Genomic DNA, 21,406 nt, shown 5'->3' on the forward strand with positions numbered 1-21,406 from the left:
CAGCTCAGCTAACACCACTTATCGCCTCGTTTAAAGTTTACTGGCTGCTGTCGCTGCAGCGAGTAACACATTTTCATCCAAACGCACTTTGTAATTGGGGTTTGCGTATTGGAACTGAATTAAGCCCTTTTTATCGATAACAAAGACTGCAGGCACAGGGAGTGCAACACGGTCCTTCCCATCGAGGTCAACAAAGCTCACGCCTAACTTGTTACGATATGCTTTGGCGGTTTTGTCATCCAAGTAGTAAGCCAACCCGAGTGCTTGAGAATAAGCCAGCTCAGCATCAGACAGCAGCATATAATTGGGTGACTCTATGGTGCTTTTAGCAAGAGACTGTGGAGAGTCTGGTGAGATAGCCACGATTTGCACACCTAATTTTTTCAGTTGCGGCTCAATTTTTTGGATCCCGTTCAGTTGGCGCACACAGTATGGGCACCATCCGCCACGATAAACGACCACGAGGGTCGTTTTGTTTTGATATAGCTTGGCTAAATCGACCGCTTTACCCTGACTATTTGTTAATGTCATCGCTGGGGCGTCTAACCCCGGTAGCAGCGGTGCCACCGTTTCTTGAGAGTTACTGATGTTGGTGACAGTGGCCGCAGATGCGCTTGGTAGCACAGCTAACAGTAAAGCAAAGAGTAATACTTGCATAAGTTCCTCGATAAAAATGATTGGTCAGTGATATAAGACAGGCAAAGTGACGAAAGGCTTTCGCTCGGGTATGATATTGTGTGTAACTTTTATAATTTATCAGGTCAAAGAGAGCGAATATGTCTGCAAATATCACAAAGCTGGTGGTAATGCTGGAAATGCAAAATGCGATGAATACCAAGGTGCATGAGCAATGGTTTAGTCAGGGTTTTGAATGGTATCGAGCTATTTGGGTCGAGTGTGCAGAAATGCTAGACCACTACGGTTGGAAGTGGTGGAAAAAACAAACGCCAGACACAGAGCAGGTGATTTTAGAGCTGGTAGACATTTTTCACTTTGGTTTATCACTGCGTATTGATGGCGAAACCTCATTTGACGAGTTGGCACAGCAGTTAGATAAAGAGCTTGCTGCTCCGAGCCAAGCTGATGACTTCAAACAAACGCTTGAGTTGTTAGCAGCCAGTGCTGTGGCCGACAAAGCGTTCAATGCAGCAGTATTTGCAGGATGCATGGCGCAAATTGGTATGAGTATCGATGATTTATACCGAGGGTATGTGGGTAAAAATACGTTGAACTTCTTCCGTCAAGATCACGGTTACAAAGAGGGGACCTACATCAAAGAGTGGGATGGTAAAGAGGATAATGAGCACTTGGTGGAGATAGTCAAAAGTCTAGACACTGAGCATCCAGACTTTGCTAAGCAAGTATATAGTGGCTTACAGTCACGTTATCCTGCGTAATTTACGTAATGGGTAAGAGTGTACGATAGTCACTGATGGCCATGTAGTCAGTGATCTCCTTTGGAGGTTGCTGACTGTCAGGGTTATTGATCGCCAATAAGTGGCCAATGCCATATTCTTTTGCAGCAGCTAATACGCTTAAGCTGTCATCTACAAATAAAGTCCTCGACTTATCAAAACCAAGGTCTGCTTGCACTTGCTGCCAAAGAGACTGACTTTCTTTACTGACACCATATTCATGGGTCGAAATGATCTTGTCCAAGTAGCCATCGAATTGCGTGCCAATGAGCTGGGTGCGCTCTATTTTAAGACTTAAGCTATCTGGATGGGCATTGGTAAGTAGCACCAATTCTTTACCTGCATCTTTGAGCGCCTGTAAAAATTCTGGCACATCCTCTCTGAGCGAAATGAGATGTTCCACTTCGCGTTTGAGTTCCATAATAGGTAGCTGAAGTTCTGCTTGCCAGTAATCAAGGCAATACCATTCAATTTGTCCTGTTACGGCTTCATATCTGGCAAGAATATCTGCGCGAGCTTGTTCGAGCGTAAGGCCCTGTCTGAGTGCATGGGCTTTGGGGATGATCTCCAACCAAAAGTGGTTATCAAAATGGAGATCTAAAAGGGTGCCGTCCATATCGAGTAAGACGGTATCGATTTTTGACCAATTTAGCATAGGCTTTTAACTGCAAAGGCTTTATGATTAGGTTATTCACATCATAGCAAATAAAAGTTTATGTCACAGAAAAAGCATCCTTGTCCGCCGGAAATTTTGTCATCTGATGTCGTTGCCTCGAGTCGGTTGTTTACCGTTGAAGCTTTATCTTTAGAGTTTTCAAATGGTGAGCGAAGGCAATATGAGCGGGTTAAAGGTGGTGGTCGCGGGGCGGTCATGATTGTGCCAATAACGGCTGAAAATGAACTATTATTAGTAAGAGAATACTGTGCAGGCACACATGACTATCAACTGGGCTTCCCCAAAGGGCTGATTGATCCAGGTGAGACACCAATAGAAGCCGGTAATCGAGAATTAAAAGAGGAAGTCGGATTTGGCGCCAATGAATTTGTCGACTTAAAAACGGTTTCTCTTGCGCCCAGCTATTTCAAAGCACATATGCATATTTTATTTGCAAAAGATTTGTACCCTGAACGTTTAGAAGGAGATGAGCCGGAACCGTTGGTGGTGGTGAAATGGCCCCTTGATGACTGGCAATCTCTACTGGATCAAAGTGACTTTACTGAAGCGCGAAGTGTGGCTGCACTGTTGTTATTACAGCAGCATTTATTAAAGGAGGTTTAAATTGCAAACCTACTTAGAGCCATGTATTGAACTTGCGCAATTGGCAGGTAAGGCCATTATGGCCATTTATCAGCAAGATGATATTGGTCAGCAGGAAAAGTCTGATCATACCCCTGTCACTGCCGCTGATTTGGCTGCCAATGAGGTATTGCTCAATGGCTTAAAAGCGCTCGCACCGGATATTCCCGTGATGTCTGAAGAAACGCCTATTCCCCCGCTTGAGCAGCGACAAGGTTGGCAACGTTATTGGCTTTTAGACCCAATGGATGGAACCGGCGAGTTTATTTTGCAAAGTGGCGACTTTGCGGTCAACATTGCTTTGATTGAGGGGAATCAGCCCGTATTGGGTGTGATCCATTGGCCAGCAAAAAATGTCACTTATTTTGCGGCTAAAGGGGCTGGAGCGTATAAGCGCTCAGGTGAGACTGATGAGCAAATATTCGTGGCGCCACCTGATACGCTAACGCTTGCTGTGAGCCGACGACAAAAAATTGAAGTAGTGAGTCAGTATTTAAATAGTCAGTTTGACACGATTGCACTGGGCTCTTGCTCATTAAAAGCGTGTATTATCGCTGAAGGCAAAGCGGATTGCTTTTTACGTGTCGGCCCAACAGGCGAGTGGGACACGGGAGCATCTCAAGTGATTGTAGAAGAAGCAGGTGGATGTATTACCGATGCACAATTCAATCCGTTGACATACAACCAGCGAGAGACGACCGAAAATCCTGACTTTATTGTTATGGGTCACCCTGATTGGCAGTTTCAGAAGTTGATCAGTCCTCATCAAAGGTAATGAGTAAGGTTCTAGCTGCGTATTTTGTCATGTTACGTGGGTAAAATACGTGGTTGGTACGTTAAGCTTTCTACTCAAATACGCGATTTTATAAAGAAAAACACAGTTTTGCCGTATTTTTGTTCATTTGAGCAATTATTTTTTGTCAAATCCTTGCAATAAAAATAAATTTAGATATTATAGCGACCTCTTTAAGGAAGAGCTGCAAAGCACTTATTTAAAGAGGCATCGATTTATTGATGCATACAGGCGCGGGATGGAGCAGCCTGGTAGCTCGTCGGGCTCATAACCCGAAGGTCGTCGGTTCAAATCCGGCTCCCGCAACCAACTTCTTAGTTAAGGAAGAAGCAAAACAAACTTAACATTACAGGCGCGGGATGGAGCAGCCTGGTAGCTCGTCGGGCTCATAACCCGAAGGTCGTCGGTTCAAATCCGGCTCCCGCAACCAACTTCTTAAGTTAAGAAAGAAGCAAAACAAACTTAACAATACAGGCGCGGGATGGAGCAGCCTGGTAGCTCGTCGGGCTCATAACCCGAAGGTCGTCGGTTCAAATCCGGCTCCCGCAACCAACTCCCTGTATTAATCAAAATTAATATTCCTAATCAATTTCTCCTTTAGATTTATATCACTTATTTATTCACATAGTCTTTTGCTGCTTTTTAAATGAGCGCACTATTCAGTACGCTGGTTATTTCTTTTCGCTTAACAACGGCAAGATGAGCGGTTACCAATGCAGCTATGTGCAATTGAAGCTTGGCAGCATGCTGTATTAGCGGTTCTTGCCCCTGCGATATTTGGTGTCTGTGCAGGATCTATTACTTTTTCATGTGTTAGCGATTTAAGCTTTTTTTCTCTATTTTTAATTTCATTAAATTTTCCTTTTTAACTGATTCAAAATAAAAGTGACCGTTTAGACGTCACCTCAAAAAATAACTTAATACATGTCATGTGAGAAATAAATATAAATAACAAGTTTACAAAACTTTACGCGGGATTACTTTGAAGATTTTGGCTTATAAATTAGATTAATAATGGAAAGCGGCGCTGCTTCTAACTTAAAATTAAAAAGGAAATTAAAATGAAATTATCTCTTCAAAAGAAAAAACTAAAAACCTTGTCTAAAAGCCAAAGTGTCATGACAGAGCAAACACCAAACGTCGCCGGTGGTGCGGCATTTAATACCACAAGACCGGGTTCTACATGTCAAAATACAACAGCTTGCCCATCTAGAGATAGGCCTGATACTTGCAAAACTATTTCAAGAGAAATCAGTTGCTTAATTGGCCACAGTTGTCTGTGCTAATACCATAATATGTTGCAGTGGGGGCGTGGGCTTTCGCTGCTTTTGTAAATCAATATCATTTCCTCACACGTATGCCTCAGATTGGATTAGCTGTCATTATAGTGAGGCTGTATAGGGCATGCCAACACGCATTAATTAATTGGAAGTCGTTATTTAGAAGTGTCTAAATTGGGAATTTTTTTTTGCAAAAAGCCGTGTTTTATTTAGTTGCGGATAAAAGCGCAGGCAGGCTGAATAGCCCACCTGATCTAAATTAAAATTGAGCAGAAAACGCTTCAGCTTGTTTCCAGACTCTAAGGGTATTCCCACCTAAAATCAGTTTAATGTCTTTATCGCTGTAGCCGCGATCAAGCAGGCCTTGCACAAGATTCGGGTAGGTAGAAACATCCTTAAGCCCGATTGGCAGTGAGTCGCCTACGCCATCGTAATCAGAGCCAATACCGACGTGCTCGATGCCAATCAGTTTAACCACATGATCAATGTGGTCTAGTACCTGCTCTAAAGAGGCGAATGGAAATGGGTTACGTGCTAAATATGCAGCACGAAAGTCTGTTTTTGTGGCACCGCGACTTGTCGCTTCTTGTTCTGCCTCGCTGCGCTTGTCATACCATTTTCGTGATGCTGAGGTGACAAAGCTCGAGCCAAAGTTGATCTGGATAACACCGCCATTTTTTTTCAACGCTAATAACATGTCATCATCCATGTTGCGCTCAAATCCCGGTGTATATTTTCGCAGCGATGAATGTGATGCAATCACGGGTACTTTTGAGATCTCCATGACCTGATAAAACGCTTTATCAGAAATGTGTGAGACATCTATCAACATGCCCACTTTGTTCATTTCGACAACCAGATCTTTACCAAAGGGACTGAGGCCTTTCCATTTTCGACGTAAATCATAAGACGAGTCAGAAATATGGTTACTTTGAGAGTGTGCTAGTGTGATGTAGCGTACGCCTCTGTCGAAGAAGTGCTGTAAGTTCTTCATCTCTCCCTCAATAGGCGAGCCGTTTTCCATACCCATCGCAATTGACATCAAGCCTTTGTCAAACTGTGACTCAATATCTTTAGTACTGTGGGCAATGGCAAACTTATGTGGCGCACGATGAACCAGCGCTTCCATCCCATCAATGAGCTGGTTGGCTAGCTGATAGCTTTTCCCTTTCCCCTCAAACTCAAGACTGGCAGGAATGTAAATTGACATAAAAGGCGCATTGAGTCCGCCCTGCATAGCGCGCGGGTAATCAAAATCCCCACCTTCGGTGGCTTTTGAGACATCGTCCCACTTCATGTTAATTCTATAAGGAACATCAATATGGGTGTCGATGAGCAGGTTTTCTTGTGCCAAACGAATGGCACGTTCGGATGCGGTGTATTCTTTTGCATGGACAGAGGTGCTTGCCAATGCCAGAACACAAAGAGCTAAGCTTAACTTCATGTTTGCGCCTTTATTATGATTGTGAAGTTTGATTGTAACAACTAATTATAAAGGCTCAATATGCGGTGTTATTTTAATCGCTGAATTATTAATAAACGGGCTCAGAAGTATAATCTTGGCTTTGCATCGCATGAAACTCAGCTTTACTGACAATATTCACGGACTCATGGAGCTCTGAGAAGACAATTAATGCTTCTCCACTTTGTAGCTGTGCTTTTACTTGCGCCACTTTTTGCTCTGTGGTGATTTCGCTATCGCCATAGTCTGTGCCTTCACGCAAAACATAATGCTCAATTAAACTATCGAGTGTTTCAGTGGCTATTTGTTGATAAGGAATAAGCATACAGATACCGCTATTTAATAAGTGAATGAATATAGTCAGGCACGACCTTTTCGAGCCAGTAAACAGGTTTGAATGGGTTGTTACCCGCAATAAAGCCAACATGTCCGCCTTTTGAAGAGACCGCCAACTTAACCTGTTTACTGACCTGCTCTGCTAAGGGGATCGCTTGCTTTGAAAGCATGGGGTCATCCTCTGCATGGATCAGTAAGGTAGGGGTTTCTATTAGGCCAAGGTATGGCTGTGAACTGGCCTGAGCGTAATAATCTTCAGCACCTTTAAAGCCATGTAGTGGCGCGGTGACGCGGTCGTCAAATTGCCATAAATCGTTTATCTTGGCTAGCTCATTGGCAGTCAGATTAATCGAGCTTTGTATTTGGCTGAGCTTGCGTGAAAAAGAGTGTTTCATCCTATCTAATAAATATTTTTGATAGAGCTTATAGCAACTTTTCCTGATCACCTGACATGATGAAGAGAGGTGGTAGGGGGCAGAAACGACTGCCGCGCCAGCTAAGCGGCTTGCTTGACCTTTTTCACCGAGATATTTGGCAAGTACATTGCCACCTAAAGAAAAACCAACAGCGAACAGCGCTCTACCTGGAAAGCGTTTGCTCAGTGTTTGAAGTAAAAAGCTTAAATCCTGCGTTTCACCACTGTGATAAGCGCGAGGTTGCTTGTTTACTTCTCGAGAGCAATTGCGAAAGTGCATCAGTACGGCATCTAACCCAGAGCGTGTTAGCGCCCGCAACATCCCCTTGGCATAAAAGCTGTTGATATTGCCTTCTAAGCCATGCAGAACAACAACTAAAGGCGCATTTGGGTTGCCATTATTAGCCCAAGCTAATTCTAAAAAGTCGTCATCTGGCGTAGAGAGGTGTTCAAAATTGACATTGGCTTTTAAATTTGGTCGAAATGCGCGAGGAAGTATGGTTTGAACGTGTCGGTTGCGCATCCACCAAGCGGGCCGAAAATTTAGATCAAGCTGCTTTGACATAGGACGGTGACATTCTCTTGTGACGGTTAACTTAAACAGTGTACCAAAGCTGCAACCAAATGAGTATGTGTGTCGATGAGATATAAAAAGCACCCGACCAGCGAAGCTGATAAGGTGCTTTGTGCGTCGTGCTTAATTCTGAAACGGGAACTAAATTTACTTAACAATAGTCAGGTGACTTGCTTTTACTCAGGTACTTCAGCCTCGTTGACCTTTTTCACAAAGTAATAGACATAGTAGATACACAGCGCAATGACGACGCCAAGCAGACCGAATGATAAATACAATACTGGGTCGGAAAAGAAATCTCTAAAGAATACGTTCATGGCTGTGACTCCTCAATTTGTCGATGAGTAAATAGTAGAGGAGCCTTGCGGATAGGGTTATGATCGAGATCAAGTTTATTATTTAGCCGATATTTACTCGGGATAGCGCTTGATCTTGATCATGTTTTCGCGTGCTCAAAGCGTGTGACGAGCTGCTTTGGCAAGTACAGTTCTAGGTTGCTGAATTGCTGAACACTGGGTTTTAAATCAAATCCAGTGACCAACTCAATGAGACAGTGCTGTTGTAGCTTTTCAAGCTCAAGCTCTGTACTTAATAGACTTGTTCTTAGGGCTGCATACTCAGGGTAATCATCAAATCGCTTTTTCACTTGCTGTCGAGTGGCGCGATATGGATGTAGTAATGTTTTATCTGTATCAGCAGCACAGGCTGCTAAGGCCTGAACTTGCTGTTCGGTAAGTTGGATAGAGTGCGTAGTCAGATAATCTAGCAAGAGGCAAAGGTTGACGTTTTTACTATGCAGGTCCTGGCACTCTAAGAGTACCTGTTGGACCTGCGTGTTGCGATAAACATCGCAGGCATAGCGCCAAAAACTGTCGGGGCTTAGCATATTTCGCCGGTGCTCGCGAAGTGGGCTTCTTTTTCCTCTAACTCTTCAAGGGCTAAAAGAAGCGATTCTTCCGTATCGTTGAGTTTAGGGGTCATGTCTGCTTGCTTGGCTAATAATTCGCTTAGCTTGGCCTTGTTTTCCGCTTCGTAAAGGCTGTTATCAGCCAATTGTGATTCAACCTCTGCGAGGGCACTGGTGAGCTTATCAAGCTGTTTTTCCAGTTTATCAATGGACTTTTTTAGCGGTTGTACAGATTTTCTAAATTCGGCTTCAAGACGTTTTTGCTCTTTGCGATTTACACTTGAGTGTGCTTTTTCTTCTACTTGTGGCTTTTGCTTCGCTTCTTTATTGGCATTGAGTAACCATTGATAATATTCATCTAGGTCGTAGCCAAACGCAGAGACGGTGCCATTATCAACAAGATAGTATTCATCCGCTGTGTTTTTCAGCATATGACGATCGTGAGAAACGGTGACCATCGCCCCTTCAAAGCCTTGTAATGCCATGACCAAGGCGTGACGCATTTCTAAATCTAAGTGGTTGGTAGGTTCATCGAGTAGCAGTAGGTTAGGTGATTGATACACTAACATGGCCAATACCAGTCTGGCCTTTTCTCCACCTGAAAACGGTGCAACAGGGTCGAGTGCCTTGTCTCCATGAAACGCAAAACCACCGAGGAAATCTCGTAGTGATTGCTCAGTGGCCTGTGGGTCTAAGCGCTGCAAATGAGTGACTGCACTGGCATTTAAGTCCAGGGACTCTAGTTGGTGCTGAGCAAAGTAACCGACTTTTAAGCCTTGGTGTTGGAATACCTCGCCCGCTTGAGGGCTAATATCGCCAGCCAGTAATTTGATTAAGGTTGATTTACCTGCACCGTTTCTACCCAATAATGCGATGCGGCTACCAGGCACAAGGTTGAGCTTAATTTGGTGCAGTATGGTGATATCTCCGTAACCTGCTTGTGCTTGATCGAGCGTCATCAGCGGGTTAGGGATGTTATCTGGGTTAGAGAATTCAAAACTAAATGGAGAGTCGGCATGCGCTGGTGCCAGCTTTTCCATACGTTCAAGGGCTTTAACACGACTTTGTGCCTGCTTTGCTTTACTGGCTTTGGCTTTGAATCGAGTAATAAATTGCTCAAGGTGCGCAATGGTTTCTTGTTGCTTTTCGTACATGGCTTGTTGCTGTGCCATGCGCTCTGCTTTTTGGCGCTCAAACTGGGAGTAGTGACCTTTATAGACATTGATACACTGTTGATCTATGTGCCAGATTTGGTCGATAACCGCGTCTAAAAACTCTCTGTCGTGAGAAATCAATACCAGCGTGCCTTGGTAGGCTTTTAAAAAACGCTCTAGCCAATAAACAGCGTCTAGATCTAGGTGGTTGGTTGGCTCATCCAGTAACAGTAAATCGGCGTCGCGGATCAAAGCCTGTGCTAAGTTCAAGCGCATTCGCCAACCACCAGAGAACTCGCTTACGGCGTAGTCGAGCTGTTCATTACTGAACCCTAAGCCATGCAATAACTCTCCAGCCTTGGCTTCGATGCTATAACCGCCAACCAGCTCCATCTGCTGATGCACTTGGGCTTGCTTCTCTCCATCGCCTTGCGCCTCTGCCTGTTGCAATGCCGTGCGTAGCTCATAATATTGCTGATGACCTTGCAGCACATATTCCATCGCTGAAATAGAAAGGGCAGGTGTTTCTTGTTTTACAGAGGCTATTGACCAGTCTTTTGGTATTTGAAAGTTACCGGCATCGGCATGCAGCTGGGACTTGAGTAAGGCAAATAGAGACGATTTACCGCAGCCGTTGGCCCCGACTAAACCGACTTTATGCTGTGCAAACAAGGTCGCGCTGGCATTTTTTAAAAGCGTTTTTCCGCCACGTAACAGTTCAATATCAGAAAGTTGGATCATAATAAGCTCAATTCAAAATCACTGTCTGAATGATAACATGGATCTATAACTAGAGAACAAGCGTATAAAAGCATCCAAACTTAAGTTAAAATAGCCTTTCACAGAGTCAGTGGGGTTGTATTGTGAGAACAAAAAAACGGTTTATTGCCGGCGCGTCTTGTCCAGCTTGTAACAAAATGGATGTGATGATGCTATACAAAGAGCATGATGTGGAAAAGGTCGAGTGCGTGGCATGTGGCCATTCAATGACGCAACCAGAAGAAGCGGTACAAGCGTCAACGCGTCAGTTTGAGCAAGTGATTGGCGTATTTAAACCACAGTAAATGATGCGCCCTAGCGCATCATTAGGGTCGTGCTTAGTAGTGTGGTGGAGGTGGCTCTTGCTCAATCGGCATCATGCCGTCGTCTTTCCCTTCTTTTATCTTTTCTGCCAGCAACCTGATCTGATGTTGCATGGTTGATAACCTTGCTTGATGGATTTTCAGCTCATCATTTAATGTCTCGATGGTATCTTCTTGAAAAGCAATCTTTGCTTCAAGTTCATTTACGCGACTTTCTAACTCTGTCATTACTCTATTACTCTTTCGAACTGCTCCATCAAACCACTCGAGCTCTCAGTAACCAAGATGCCGTCTCGTTTTGCAAATGCAACATCAAAGACAACGGCTGACTTAGGTCTGCTACCTTCTCGTGGCTTGACTCGCCAAGTTTTTAGCTTTGTACCATCGCTTATCCGCCACAGGGTAAGCTGGCGGTTAGGAGAGCCTGTTGCGAGCAGGTTGCCTTGTTGGTTGAAGCGGACAGCACTGAATATTTTCTGCCTCGCAATATACTGTAATTGTGCCACAAGATCACCTGAAGTCAGCTGCCAAATACTGGCTTTTTTCATGCTGTCAGCAGTAAATGCGTAGCGCCCTTGTGGATCTAAGGCGACTTTGGTTACTCGACTCGGGTGGTTAAAGCGGTGTATGACTTGACCTGTTCGGGTATCCCAAAAGTAGGCACTGTAGTCGTTTGCACCGGTTAGAGCGAAGTGGCCATTGGGTGAAAGCGCAATACTATTAATTTTTTCTTGGTGACCAAGGAACTCTATGCGCCTTCCGCTATCTAAGTCGAGATGCACAACGACATTATCGCTGCGACCATATAAAACATATCGACCATTATTACTGATGGCGATGTCGCGAATGGAACCGGTGTCTATTTGGTAGTAGCCGATGTTTTTTCCATCTGCAATTTGCCATATGGCAAAGCGGTCGTTGGCTGCTGTGATGGCCGTTGAGTTGTCGTGTGCGATGGCAAGGGAGTGGATCAGGTCATCAGGTTGGTCCGAGTGAGACCACTGATATTTCAGGCCGTGTGTAGTGTTATCCCATAAAACCGCACCATGTTCGACAGATGACACTAAACTGTAACGGCCATCGTGTGAAATAGCGGCTGCAAATGCCCCGCGAGATGCATGTTCAACGGTAAGTTGCGCTTTGGAGCTATCAGGTACACAGCCGGGCAACATCAGTATGAGCAGGCAAACACAGAGTGAAGTGTGCAATTTAAAAAATTTGGCCATAAATTCGGTATTTCCTCTTAACTCTATGATTTGCACCGAGTAGACTAGTGGTAAAATTGATTGGGCCACAAACAGATATTAGCGTATTCGCTAAAGTATGTCGTCAGTCGTACAGATATTTCCCGTGGCAAGGTTCTCTGGGTGTGAATCTTGGCTTTGGTGGCAATGAGTGATAATGTGACATCACCTTTTTAAATTAATAATTATTTAACATGACAATGAAGTTAGAGGGCAACGCGATGTTGCTGGCTGCTCGGATGTCGGAGAAAATAAAATGAAACAAACTATTAAGCTGTCTTTAATTGCAGCCTCAGTACTTGCACTAACTGCGTGTAATCAAAAAGCACAAGAAACTGCAAAAGTAGAAGAAGTAAAACTAGAAACTGAAGTACAACAGCAAGCATACGGTATCGGTGCATCAGTTGGTAACTTCCTACAGAAAGATCTAGCTGACAAGCAAGGCCTAGGCATTGAGCTTGATCAAGAGCTTCTGATGAGAGGCTTTAAAGATGCACTTGCTGGTAACTCTAAGCTAGATGACGAAAAGATTCGTGAAGTGCTAACGGCACTAGATACGTCTGTACGTGAAAAACAAACTGCTAAAGCGGAAGCAGACGCAAAAGAAAACAAAGAAAAAGGCGCAAAGTACTTAGCTGAAAACGCGAAGAAAGACGGCGTAACAGTCACTGAGTCTGGTCTTCAGTACGAAGTTATTTCAACAGGTGAAGGTAAGAAGCCAGTTGCGACTGACGTAGTTAAAGTACACTACAAAGGTACTCTACTAGACGGTTCTGAGTTTGATAGCTCATACTCTCGTAACCAACCTGCGACTTTCCCACTTAACCAAGTAATTGCGGGTTGGACTGAAGGTCTACAATTAATGCCAGTTGGTTCAAAGTATAAGTTCACTATTCCTGCAGAGCTTGGCTACGGTGAGCGTAACCTAGGTAAGATCCCAGCGAACTCTACGCTTGTATTTGAAGTTGAACTACTTGAGATCCAAGAAGACCAAGAAAAGCCTGCAGCATAATTTGCACAGCGCGAATAAAAAAGGGCCACTGTGAAGTAGCCCTTTTTAATGTCTATTATTTTAGTCAGTATGATTTGCGAAGAGGTTATCGATTAACTCATCTTCCAATCCGAAGCGTTGTTCTAATGCTTCGCCCAGCGTAGATAAATCTTTATCAAAATCCGCCAGTGGGTTTTCACTGCTCGCCTCAGCATATTTGTCGTTAAAATCCAAAGCCAAGTCTGTAGACGCAGTAATTTTTGGATAAATTGACTGTGCCAGTTTTAAGCTTTCCGGTCCTTTTTCTTTGCATGCAGCGACAATATTGTCATACACCTCAAAGTGGCCTGCCGACAAGTAATCCATTAGGATCTGGCAAAATGATTGGATTTGCACTTGCTCTGGCAAAGCTTTGTCACTGCTTTCAAAAGGCGATAATCCAGCGACTTTATAATACAGCAACAGTAGCTCTTGACGTTCCATGAGCCAGTTATCGATAACACTATGACTCCCTCCCCATTTTTGTTGGGCTTGTTCTAACCGTGAAAGCATAGTTATCTCCTTAGCGGGTCGTTATTTAGGCCCTGCACTGACCAAATTGTGTATATGTAACGGGTATTATTTTCATGGGTACATCAAAATAGGATGGTTTGGACCCAAAAACAGACAGCAATTTGGTAATACTGAATACTTAATCTTGCCTCCTATAAAAATGAAAACTGATGAAAAGATCAACCACTTTTTGCAAAAAGCACATATTTTCTTTGATTTGTACCCTAGCTGGGTTTTTTACTCTTGGTGTTAATCATTTTTATTCCGTATTCAGTTAGCTTGTATACGGGTAGTGTGTATTAAAAACAAAAAACCACCCGAAGGTGGTTGAAATCAGTTTAGCGATTTGAGTTTATTCTTGTTAGAAGGTGTTTTGTTATTGTTGTTTTGCGCAGCATTTTTATAGCAAGGTTTTTTTTGTGGTGCAAATGTTCTGCGCTACTTTTTTGTGAATTTAATATCTCAAGTTTATGAAACGCGGTTGCCAAGCGTTGGGTTTAGCATTGCGATTCATCATATTAGGCATACCTGGCAGTACAGCTCATTAATCTGGATCATAGAGAAGTGATTTAAACGTTTGAACAGCTAGGGCGAGTAGGGATAAAGTGATACAATTCGAACAATTTTTACAGCACTGGAATTGAATCACGCTATGAGCGAGTTGAAAAATGATCGTTATTTACGCGCGTTGCAGAAGCAGCCGGTTGATGTGACACCTGTATGGATGATGCGCCAAGCGGGGCGATATCTACCTGAATACAGAGCGACGCGAGCGCAAGCTGGCGACTTTATGAGTTTGTGCAAAAATGCGGAGCTTGCATGTGAAGTGACATTGCAGCCGTTACGTCGTTATCCACTGGATGCTGCGATTCTATTTAGTGATATTTTAACTATCCCAGATGCGATGGGCCTAGGTTTATACTTTGAAACGGGTGAAGGCCCTAAATTTGAGCGTCCAATTTCTTCTCTGGCTGATGTGCAAAAACTGCCTAAATTAGATCCAACTGATGAGCTGGGCTATGTCATGAATGCAGTGAGCACAATTCGTCGAGAGTTAAAAGGTGAAGTGCCGTTAATTGGTTTTTCAGGTTCACCGTGGACTTTGGCGACCTACATGATTGAAGGCGGCAGTAGCAAAACTTTTGGCAAGATTAAAAAGATGGCTTTTGCAGAGCCACAGACGCTGCACTTGTTGCTCGATAAAGTAGCGGATTCAGTGATTGACTATTTAAATGCGCAAGTGAAAGCGGGTGCTCAGTCGCTGATGATCTTTGACTCTTGGGGCGGCGTACTCAGCCCACGTGATTACAAAGAGTTTTCGTTGCAATATATGCATAAAATTGTTGATGGACTTATTCGTGAAAACGATGGACGCAAAGTGCCAGTGACGTTATTTACTAAAAATGGTGGTCAGTGGATTGAGTCTATTGCTGCGACAGGGTGTGACGCGATTGGTTTAGATTGGACCATTGATATTGCGGATGCGAAACGACGCGTTGGTGATAAGGTTGCGCTACAAGGCAATATGGATCCTGCGATGCTCCATGGCACGCCTGAGCGTATTCGTGAAGAAGTGCAGTCTATCTTAGCTGGTTTTGGTGAAGGCAGCGGCCATGTATTCAACTTAGGGCATGGGATCACGCCAGATGTAGACCCTGAAAATGCGGGTATATTCATCAACTCTGTCCACGAGTTTAGCCGCCAGTATCATCAAAAGTAATACTGGATAAAAACAAAAAAACCCAAGCTTTGCTTGGGTTTTTTGTTTTTATGTGGCGCGCTTTATTTGTCAAATGCGCGGCGCATAAAGTTTGGCGTTGCGAGTGCTCCTTTGTGAATACCTGTGTTGTAATACTCAGTATCAAACTCGGCAGCATCCACATCTTGCTCTCTGAAGCCATTAAACTGCTCACCTTTACGCGCCAAAGTGGCAGACCATAAACCGCTTGGGTAAATTGGCTGTGGGAACGGTAAAGTTTGTAAATCCGCAAAGCCAACATCTTTCATTGCTTGGCGCATCTCTTTTAACAGCGGCATGTGCATCAGCGGCGACTCACTTTGCTGGATTAAAATCCCGCCATCACTCAGTGCTGCTAAACAACTGGTGTAAAACGCATGGTTGAATAGGCCTTCACCAGGACCAACTGGATCAGTACCGTCAACGATGATCACGTCGATAGAGTTTGCCGCTGCTTCACGCATGTATTTGATGCCATCATCAAACATCACGGTTGCACGTGGGTCGTCATTGGATGCGCAAAGCTCTGGGAAGTATTTAAGTGACATTTGTGTCACTACTTCGTCAATGTCGATTTGCGTGACTGATTCAACATCTGGGTGCTTAAGCACTTCACGCAATGTACCGCAGTCACCACCGCCGATAATTACCACGTTTTTTGGTGCAGGGTGTGCAAAAAGCGCTGGATGGCTCATCATTTCATGATAGAAAAAGTTCTCACGTGTACTGACCATAGTACAGCCATCAATGATCATCAGATTGCCAAAGTCGGTTGTCTCGTACATTTCAACTTTTTGAAACGGCGACTGAACCTCATCCAGCTTTTTATTGATACGCAGAGAAAAAGCGCTTCCATCTCGGTCACTTATCTCTGTAAACCAGCGGTTTGCTTCTAAATTAGACATGTTTGCTTTCACATTGAATTTAAATTTGGCGCAAATTTACCAGCGCCGAGGAATTTGCTCAATCTATTTTAGTCGATAGCACGCAGTTTGTCTGTTTGTCATCAGTAGGTCACAGTCTGTGTATCTCAAGGCGTATTTAACGGTCGCTAATCACGATAAGGCGTATTAAAATGAGCACAGTATGAGAATTTTTTAGTAGGGTAAATAATGGAGTGGGGAGTCGATACCGCACGCAACACATACAATGTACAGCATTGGAGTGATGGCTACTTTGATATCAATGACAGTGGTGAGCTGATTGCTTACCCTGATGGTGACCATAGTAAAGCGCCAATCGTATTATCAGATCTCACTGAGCGATTTAAAGAGCAAGGATTGACCTTACCGGTATTGGTGAGGTTCACTGATATTCTTCAGAATCGTGTTGATACGTTAACAGGTGCGTTTGCACAGGCAAAAGCGCAAAGAGAGTATCAAGGTGAGTATACCTGTGTTTACCCTATTAAAGTGAATCAGCAACGCTCGGTGGTGAGCAAACTGTTGAGTCACCCAAGCGGCTTGGTTGGTCTAGAAGCCGGCTCTAAGCCTGAGTTGATGGCTATTTTAGGTTTGGCCACGTCGCCAATCACGATTGTTTGCAATGGCTATAAGGACAGAGAGTTTTTACGTTTGGCGCTGATTGGTCAAGCGATGGGCCATAAAGTACAAATTGTGGTAGAAAAACTGTCTGAGCTCGATGCATTAATCAAAGAAGTGGATGATATGCAAATTGAGCCAGCTATTGGTATTCGCATCCGTCTTAACTCGATCGGTAAAGGTAAATGGCAAAATACCGGAGGGGAAAAGGGCAAATTTGGTCTCACAGCAGGTCAAGTACTTAATGCCGTTGACACTTTGCGTCGTCATAACAAGCTGCATTTGATGCAGTTAGTCCACTTCCATATTGGCTCACAAATCGCGAATATTCGCGATATCCAACGCGCACTGAGAGAGTGTGCGAGGCACTATGCGGAGTTATCACAGTTGGGTGTGCCACTAAAAACCGTAGATGTAGGCGGTGGCTTAGGCGTGGACTATGAAGGTTCGGGTTCTCGCAGTGCTTGCTCTATGAATTACACGGTAGGCGAGTATGCGCGCAATGTGGTTAATGCCTTTGCTGAGGTTGCTGAACAACATGATTTACCACATCCTGATATTATTACGGAATCTGGTCGTGCCTTAACAGCGCATCATGCCGTGTTGATCACCGATGTGATAGATATTGAAACCGCGCCGAATGAAGATGTGCCTGAGAAGATCAGTGGTGATGAACACAATTTAATACAAGAGTTGCGACAGGCGTTATCTCGCCTTACGCCAAGGCTTGCGCTGGAAACGTATCATGATGCAATCCACTTATTTGGTGATGCACATGATCAATATGTTCATGGTCTCATTTCTATGGCGCAGTGGTCGAAAATTGAACGTCTGTATTTTACGATACTGAGACAAGTGCGCGACAGTTTAAGTGCGCAGTCAAGGGCACATCGTGAAGTCTTGGATGATTTAAACGAAAAGCTGGCAGATAAGCTGTTTGTTAATTTCTCATTGTTTCAGTCCTTGCCGGATGTATGGGGTATTCAGCAGTTGTTCCCTGTGGTGCCGATTTCAAATCTAGACCAGCCGTTGACGCAAAGGTCGATTATTCAAGACATTACATGTGATTCTGATGGGCAAATTCGTGAGTATGTAGAAGGCGCTGGGATTGAGTCTAGCTTACCTATGCCGCAATACCACCCATCTGAGCAGTATCATTTAGCGATGTTTATGGTTGGCGCGTATCAAGAGATTTTGGGTGATTTACACAATTTATTTGGTGATACAGACTCAGTGCATGTCGAATTAAATGAGACAGGCTATCAGCTGACAAATGCGCTCAAAGGCGACTGTGTGGAAGACGTGTTACGTTTTGTGCATTACGATAAGCAACAACTTATCGATAACTTCACTCGTCAGGTCAATGCAGTGGCCGTGGCGCCAAAAACAAAAGAAACCTTCTTAAAGGAATTAAAGATGGGGTTAACTGGTTATACCTATTTTGTAGATTAACTCTAACTGCTCAGATTTTTTATTCCCTTGAAATTGCGTATGATGCCCTCATCACAATTCTAAATTGTGATGAGGTATAGTCGAGTAAAATAAAAGTAGTAAAGGAACTTTGCATGTCGCTAGTCCGTCAAATTGTGGGGCTGATTTTATACGTCCTAAATACATTAATTTGGTTTGTGCCGATATTTATATGCGGTGTGCTCAAACTGATCCCCATTCCTCCGTTGCAGCGCTTATTAAGCAAACTTGCTAAATCATGTGCAAGTATGTGGGTGGCTGGTAATAACGTAAATCAGCGCTGTATCTCTCCGTATGAGCTGCAAATAAATGGTGCTGATGAGATCAACAGAAAAGATTGGTACTTGGTGATTGCGAACCATCAAAGCTGGGTAGATATTTTAGTGCTACAGCGGGTGCTGCATCGCAAAATTCCATTTCTAAACTTCTTTTTGAAAAAAGAGTTACTATATGTACCTTTTTTGGGGCTAGCTTGGTGGGCATTAGATTTTCCATTTATGACCCGCACGAGTAAAAGCCAAATTAGGAAAAATCCTAAATTAAAAGGCAAAGACATCGAGACGACACGCAAAGCCTGTGAAAAATTCAAAACGATGCCAGTGAGCATTGTGAATTTTGTTGAAGGCACGCGCTTTACAGATGAAAAGCATCAAAGACAAAACAGCCCATTTAAACATTTACTTAAACCTAAAGCGGGTGGTATTGCGTTTGTGATGCAGGCGATGGGAGAGCAAATAAATCAAGTGGTGAATGTGACCATTCATTACCCCAATGGTGTACCGACATTTATGGATTTCGTAGCAGGTAAAGCCGGGCAAATTAACGTTGAAGTTGAATTAATGCCAGTAAGTGACAAGTTAGTGGGTGACTACACGGGAGATAATGAGTTTCGTGTTCAGTTTCAGGGTGAGCTCAACCGCCTTTGGTCTGAAAAAGACAAATGCATTGAACAGTTAGCAACTCCAGGCGAATAGTCGTTTAGTACAACTCAGAATAATAAGCTAGTAAAGGAACAAACTATGAAGAGTATATTACCGAAGTGGTTTCACGGTGCGACTGGTGCTTTATTTTTGTTACTCAACACTGCATTTTGGGGCTTGATCATACTGGGTTTGGGTATCGTAAAATGGTGCCTACGCGTTCGCTTACTCTCGGTGCTCTTACACTGGGCTTATCATAAATGGTGTGTGGGTAATCGTATTGGTCTAAAGCTTGGCGGTGTGTCTATGCATGTCAAAATGCCGCAAGCTATCTCAGTAAATGGTTGGTATTTACTGGTATCAAACCACATTAGTTGGTTGGACATTGTTGTACTGAGTGCCCAATCCCAGCTGCCTGCCCCGAAGTTTTTTCTTAAAGATGAATTGAAATATGTGCCATTGATTGGCACTGGGGCATGGGCTTTGGATATGCCGTTTATGAAGCGTGCCAGTAAAGCGCAAATTGCTAAAAATCCGAAGCTAAAGCGTATGGATGTCGAGCGAACAAAGCAAAGCTGCAAAAATTTTAAGCATCACCCAACGACGGTGATTAACTTTGCTGAAGGGACGCGTTTTACAGTGCAAAAACATCGTCGCCAAGCCAGTCCTTTTGATAACCTTCTTAAACCAAAAGCGGGGGGAACTGCATTTGCACTGGATGTATTAAGCGAGCAGGTTGATGGCTTATTAAATACCGCTTTGGTGTATCACAGCGAGGATTTGCATATTTGTCGCGCTTTTGTATTTGGGCGTCTTGATGCGGTTTCTTTGCAAGTTGACTATATTCCTATGAGTGAATTGCCTTTAGGAGATTATCAAGGTGATAAAGCATATCGAGTACAATTTCAGGCTTATATGAATACACTTTGGCAGCAAAAATCTGCACAGATAGCAAGACTAGAGCAGCGCCCTGAAGGGGAAGCAGATAACTTGCCTTCAGAGGTAAACTCATTATGAGTATGGCCCATTTGCAAGATGTGATTTCGCCTTTTGTTGGCGGTCAGAGCATGCACCCATTTATCTTGGCGTCGCTGACAAACAGTGTGTCACTGATCGGGTTAGTGGTTATTTTTGCTTTGATAAAGCTTGCGCTCGTGCCCAAAGTCAAAAACATGTTGTCTCAATTCTTACGAGCTAAGATTGCATATCTTGCCCCTCAGTTAAGTAAACTCAGTGGCCGTGTCGCACTGCTGATCAGCAGTATTTTGTTTGTGATGATCAACAAGTACATGTTTGTTGCACCGGCGTGGGTCATGAGTCAGCTGCAATTGCTGGCCCAAGTGATTTTGATAGTGGCGTTTGGCTTCTTGGTGAGTTCATTATTAAACATTGCTCATACTATTTATCAACAACAAAAGTTTGCTAAAGACGTGCCTATCAAGGGCATCGTTCAGTTGGTAAAGCTAATGGTGTTTATTGTCACGACTGTGTTAGTAGTGAGCACCATTGTCGATAAGTCGCCGACATATATACTCTCAGGTTTTGGCGCCATTGCAGCGGTTACTTTATTGGTTTTCAAAGACACCATTTTGGGTTTGGTTGCCAGTATTCAAATTGCGGCTAATAAGCTGGTTGCCACAGGTGATTGGATCCAAGTAGATACATTTGGTGCCGATGGAGAAGTCATTGATTTAGGGCTGAACACGGTCCGAGTGCGCAATTGGGATAATACGGTGACGACCATTCCAACATACGCTTTGATATCAGATTCTTTTAAAAACTGGCGCGCGATGCAAGAATCTGCTGGCAGACGCATCAAACGTAATATCCCCATTGATATGAATAGTGTCTGTTTGCTGACGGAAGCACAAATCGGCGAGTTAAAAGCGAAGTTCCCTGCACTGAATGCGATCAAGCTACCCGAGATGTGCAGCAACCTCACTGCATTTAGAATGTATGCTGAGTATTTGTTAAAGCAAAGGCCCGAGATAAATACAGAGTGTACCTGCATGGTGCGTGAGCTATCACCATCATACCACGGTATTCCAGTGGAATTTTACTGCTTCAGTAAAGACAAAAGCTGGGTGAACTATGAGCATATTCAGGCGAATATTCTCGACCAAATGTTGTTGTTACTCAATGAGTTTGAGCTGCGACCATACCAAGTGCTGTAATCGCATTATCACGGTTAGCTAAAGCAATATGCACAACGCGTATAAAAATCACTGAGCTGAG

The 21,406-nt window shown here is 43.7% G+C and carries 23 protein-coding genes and 3 tRNA genes; 14 read left to right on the forward strand and 12 right to left on the reverse strand.

Features of this window, described 5'->3' with window-relative positions:
- Positions 1-30 precede the first annotated feature (30 nt).
- Positions 31-657, reverse strand: coding sequence for a peroxiredoxin-like family protein (locus L1077_RS22560; RefSeq protein WP_237139115.1), 627 nt, complete (start codon positions 655-657; stop codon positions 31-33).
- A 119-nt stretch (positions 658-776) separates the two neighbouring features.
- Here L1077_RS22560 and L1077_RS22565 point away from each other — a divergent pair, with 119 nt between their 5' ends.
- Positions 777-1,397, forward strand: coding sequence for a dUTP diphosphatase (locus tag L1077_RS22565; RefSeq protein ID WP_237139116.1), 621 nt, complete (start codon positions 777-779; stop codon positions 1,395-1,397).
- 1 nt (position 1,398) lies between these two features.
- Here L1077_RS22565 and yrfG read toward each other — a convergent pair whose 3' ends face one another.
- Complete coding sequence (gene yrfG / locus L1077_RS22570; protein ID WP_237139117.1) at positions 1,399-2,070, reverse strand: GMP/IMP nucleotidase; 672 nt, start codon at positions 2,068-2,070, stop codon at positions 1,399-1,401.
- 60 nt (positions 2,071-2,130) lie between these two features.
- On the opposite strand from yrfG, the gene nudE reads away from it, so the two are divergent.
- The 6 genes from nudE (at position 2,131) to L1077_RS22600 (ending at position 4,791) form a co-directional block, all read left to right on the forward strand.
- Positions 2,131-2,694: an ADP compounds hydrolase NudE gene (nudE, locus tag L1077_RS22575; RefSeq protein ID WP_063361951.1), complete on the forward strand. Its 564-nt coding sequence runs from the start codon at positions 2,131-2,133 to the stop codon at positions 2,692-2,694.
- Position 2,695: 1 nt separating this feature from the next.
- The gene (cysQ, locus tag L1077_RS22580; RefSeq protein WP_237139118.1) at positions 2,696-3,487 is read left to right on the forward strand and encodes a 3'(2'),5'-bisphosphate nucleotidase CysQ; all 792 of its coding nucleotides are present in this window, start codon (positions 2,696-2,698) and stop codon (positions 3,485-3,487) included.
- 250 nt (positions 3,488-3,737) lie between these two features.
- Positions 3,738-3,814 (forward strand) — tRNA-Met (locus tag L1077_RS22585).
- Between the two features lie 44 nt (positions 3,815-3,858).
- Positions 3,859-3,935, forward strand: a tRNA-Met gene (locus L1077_RS22590).
- Between the two features lie 45 nt (positions 3,936-3,980).
- A tRNA-Met gene (locus L1077_RS22595) sits at positions 3,981-4,057 on the forward strand.
- A 509-nt stretch (positions 4,058-4,566) separates the two neighbouring features.
- Positions 4,567-4,791, forward strand: coding sequence for a hypothetical protein (locus tag L1077_RS22600; protein ID WP_063361949.1), 225 nt, complete (start codon positions 4,567-4,569; stop codon positions 4,789-4,791).
- A gap of 253 nt (positions 4,792-5,044) precedes the next feature.
- On the opposite strand, the gene L1077_RS22605 is transcribed toward L1077_RS22600, so the two are convergent.
- The 6 genes from L1077_RS22605 to L1077_RS22630 form a co-directional block, all read right to left on the reverse strand.
- On the reverse strand, positions 5,045-6,229 hold the full coding sequence (locus tag L1077_RS22605) for a dipeptidase (protein ID WP_237139119.1): 1,185 nt from the start codon (positions 6,227-6,229) through the stop codon (positions 5,045-5,047).
- Positions 6,230-6,317: 88 nt separating this feature from the next.
- Entirely contained in the window at positions 6,318-6,572 is a 255-nt protein-coding gene (locus L1077_RS22610) for a YheU family protein (RefSeq protein WP_237139120.1), read from the reverse strand.
- Between the two features lie 10 nt (positions 6,573-6,582).
- Positions 6,583-7,563 (reverse strand): hydrolase, encoded by a 981-nt coding sequence (locus tag L1077_RS22615; RefSeq protein ID WP_237139121.1) that lies wholly within the window; start codon positions 7,561-7,563, stop codon positions 6,583-6,585.
- Positions 7,564-7,748: 185 nt separating this feature from the next.
- The gene (locus L1077_RS22620; RefSeq protein ID WP_196760586.1) at positions 7,749-7,889 is read right to left on the reverse strand and encodes a hypothetical protein; all 141 of its coding nucleotides are present in this window, start codon (positions 7,887-7,889) and stop codon (positions 7,749-7,751) included.
- A 119-nt stretch (positions 7,890-8,008) separates the two neighbouring features.
- Positions 8,009-8,458 carry a TIGR02444 family protein gene (locus L1077_RS22625; RefSeq protein ID WP_237139122.1) on the reverse strand — a complete coding sequence of 150 codons (450 nt, stop codon included), beginning with the start codon at positions 8,456-8,458 and terminating at the stop codon, positions 8,009-8,011.
- Entirely contained in the window at positions 8,452-10,374 is a 1,923-nt protein-coding gene (locus L1077_RS22630) for an ATP-binding cassette domain-containing protein (protein ID WP_237139123.1), read from the reverse strand. The genes L1077_RS22625 and L1077_RS22630 overlap by 7 nt, the downstream gene beginning before the upstream one ends.
- 122 nt (positions 10,375-10,496) lie before the next feature.
- Between L1077_RS22630 and L1077_RS22635 the strand changes: the two genes are divergently transcribed.
- Complete coding sequence (locus L1077_RS22635) at positions 10,497-10,697, forward strand: YheV family putative zinc ribbon protein (RefSeq protein WP_023401300.1); 201 nt, start codon at positions 10,497-10,499, stop codon at positions 10,695-10,697.
- A 33-nt stretch (positions 10,698-10,730) separates the two neighbouring features.
- On the opposite strand, the gene L1077_RS22640 is transcribed toward L1077_RS22635, so the two are convergent.
- Positions 10,731-10,943 (reverse strand): SlyX family protein, encoded by a 213-nt coding sequence (locus tag L1077_RS22640; protein ID WP_063361943.1) that lies wholly within the window; start codon positions 10,941-10,943, stop codon positions 10,731-10,733.
- Positions 10,943-11,941, reverse strand: coding sequence for a WD40 repeat domain-containing protein (locus L1077_RS22645; protein ID WP_440589561.1), 999 nt, complete (start codon positions 11,939-11,941; stop codon positions 10,943-10,945). The genes L1077_RS22640 and L1077_RS22645 overlap by 1 nt, the downstream gene beginning before the upstream one ends.
- A 274-nt stretch (positions 11,942-12,215) precedes the next feature.
- Between L1077_RS22645 and fkpA the strand changes: the two genes are divergently transcribed.
- Positions 12,216-12,971 (forward strand): FKBP-type peptidyl-prolyl cis-trans isomerase, encoded by a 756-nt coding sequence (gene fkpA / locus L1077_RS22650; protein ID WP_063361941.1) that lies wholly within the window; start codon positions 12,216-12,218, stop codon positions 12,969-12,971.
- 60 nt (positions 12,972-13,031) lie between these two features.
- Here the strand turns inward: fkpA and rsd are convergent, their stop codons facing one another.
- Entirely contained in the window at positions 13,032-13,502 is a 471-nt protein-coding gene (gene rsd / locus L1077_RS22655; protein ID WP_237139124.1) for a sigma D regulator, read from the reverse strand.
- A 652-nt stretch (positions 13,503-14,154) separates the two neighbouring features.
- Between rsd and hemE the strand changes: the two genes are divergently transcribed.
- A complete protein-coding gene (hemE, locus tag L1077_RS22660; protein WP_063361939.1) occupies positions 14,155-15,222 on the forward strand; it encodes a uroporphyrinogen decarboxylase in 1,068 nt (355 codons plus the stop codon).
- A 62-nt stretch (positions 15,223-15,284) separates the two neighbouring features.
- On the opposite strand, the gene speE is transcribed toward hemE, so the two are convergent.
- Positions 15,285-16,145 carry a polyamine aminopropyltransferase gene (speE, locus tag L1077_RS22665; RefSeq protein WP_063361938.1) on the reverse strand — a complete coding sequence of 287 codons (861 nt, stop codon included), beginning with the start codon at positions 16,143-16,145 and terminating at the stop codon, positions 15,285-15,287.
- 207 nt (positions 16,146-16,352) lie between these two features.
- Here speE and speA point away from each other — a divergent pair, with 207 nt between their 5' ends.
- The 4 genes from speA to L1077_RS22685 all read left to right on the forward strand — a co-directional run bounded on the left by speA (position 16,353) and on the right by L1077_RS22685 (position 21,345).
- Positions 16,353-18,233, forward strand: coding sequence for a biosynthetic arginine decarboxylase (gene speA / locus L1077_RS22670; RefSeq protein WP_237139125.1), 1,881 nt, complete (start codon positions 16,353-16,355; stop codon positions 18,231-18,233).
- Positions 18,234-18,346: 113 nt separating this feature from the next.
- Positions 18,347-19,225 carry an acyltransferase gene (locus L1077_RS22675; protein WP_237139126.1) on the forward strand — a complete coding sequence of 293 codons (879 nt, stop codon included), beginning with the start codon at positions 18,347-18,349 and terminating at the stop codon, positions 19,223-19,225.
- A 45-nt stretch (positions 19,226-19,270) separates the two neighbouring features.
- Complete coding sequence (locus L1077_RS22680; protein ID WP_237139127.1) at positions 19,271-20,188, forward strand: acetyltransferase; 918 nt, start codon at positions 19,271-19,273, stop codon at positions 20,186-20,188.
- Positions 20,185-21,345, forward strand: coding sequence for a mechanosensitive ion channel family protein (locus L1077_RS22685; RefSeq protein WP_237139128.1), 1,161 nt, complete (start codon positions 20,185-20,187; stop codon positions 21,343-21,345). The genes L1077_RS22680 and L1077_RS22685 overlap by 4 nt, the downstream gene beginning before the upstream one ends.
- The last annotated feature ends 61 nt before the right edge of the window (positions 21,346-21,406 follow it).

Source organism: Pseudoalteromonas luteoviolacea (assembly GCF_021654285.1).
In the GTDB taxonomy this organism is placed as follows: Bacteria; Pseudomonadota; Gammaproteobacteria; order Enterobacterales; family Alteromonadaceae; genus Pseudoalteromonas; species Pseudoalteromonas luteoviolacea_J.

Coding starts and splice junctions, on each gene's coding strand:
- L1077_RS22560 (WP_237139115.1), bottom strand. CDS start 657: ATGCAAGTATTACTCTTTGCTTTACTGTTAGCTGTGCTACCAAGCGCA.
- L1077_RS22565 (WP_237139116.1), top strand. CDS start 777: ATGTCTGCAAATATCACAAAGCTGGTGGTAATGCTGGAAATGCAAAAT.
- yrfG (WP_237139117.1), bottom strand. CDS start 2,070: ATGCTAAATTGGTCAAAAATCGATACCGTCTTACTCGATATGGACGGC.
- nudE (WP_063361951.1), top strand. CDS start 2,131: ATGTCACAGAAAAAGCATCCTTGTCCGCCGGAAATTTTGTCATCTGAT.
- L1077_RS22600 (WP_063361949.1), top strand. CDS start 4,567: ATGAAATTATCTCTTCAAAAGAAAAAACTAAAAACCTTGTCTAAAAGC.
- L1077_RS22605 (WP_237139119.1), bottom strand. CDS start 6,229: ATGAAGTTAAGCTTAGCTCTTTGTGTTCTGGCATTGGCAAGCACCTCT.
- L1077_RS22610 (WP_237139120.1), bottom strand. CDS start 6,572: ATGCTTATTCCTTATCAACAAATAGCCACTGAAACACTCGATAGTTTA.
- L1077_RS22615 (WP_237139121.1), bottom strand. CDS start 7,563: ATGTCAAAGCAGCTTGATCTAAATTTTCGGCCCGCTTGGTGGATGCGC.
- L1077_RS22620 (WP_196760586.1), bottom strand. CDS start 7,889: ATGAACGTATTCTTTAGAGATTTCTTTTCCGACCCAGTATTGTATTTA.
- L1077_RS22625 (WP_237139122.1), bottom strand. CDS start 8,458: ATGCTAAGCCCCGACAGTTTTTGGCGCTATGCCTGCGATGTTTATCGC.
- L1077_RS22630 (WP_237139123.1), bottom strand. CDS start 10,374: ATGATCCAACTTTCTGATATTGAACTGTTACGTGGCGGAAAAACGCTT.
- L1077_RS22640 (WP_063361943.1), bottom strand. CDS start 10,943: ATGACAGAGTTAGAAAGTCGCGTAAATGAACTTGAAGCAAAGATTGCT.
- L1077_RS22645 (WP_440589561.1), bottom strand. CDS start 11,941: ATGGCCAAATTTTTTAAATTGCACACTTCACTCTGTGTTTGCCTGCTC.
- fkpA (WP_063361941.1), top strand. CDS start 12,216: ATGAAACAAACTATTAAGCTGTCTTTAATTGCAGCCTCAGTACTTGCA.
- rsd (WP_237139124.1), bottom strand. CDS start 13,502: ATGCTTTCACGGTTAGAACAAGCCCAACAAAAATGGGGAGGGAGTCAT.
- hemE (WP_063361939.1), top strand. CDS start 14,155: ATGAGCGAGTTGAAAAATGATCGTTATTTACGCGCGTTGCAGAAGCAG.
- speE (WP_063361938.1), bottom strand. CDS start 16,145: ATGTCTAATTTAGAAGCAAACCGCTGGTTTACAGAGATAAGTGACCGA.
- speA (WP_237139125.1), top strand. CDS start 16,353: ATGGAGTGGGGAGTCGATACCGCACGCAACACATACAATGTACAGCAT.
- L1077_RS22675 (WP_237139126.1), top strand. CDS start 18,347: ATGTCGCTAGTCCGTCAAATTGTGGGGCTGATTTTATACGTCCTAAAT.
- L1077_RS22680 (WP_237139127.1), top strand. CDS start 19,271: ATGAAGAGTATATTACCGAAGTGGTTTCACGGTGCGACTGGTGCTTTA.
- L1077_RS22685 (WP_237139128.1), top strand. CDS start 20,185: ATGAGTATGGCCCATTTGCAAGATGTGATTTCGCCTTTTGTTGGCGGT.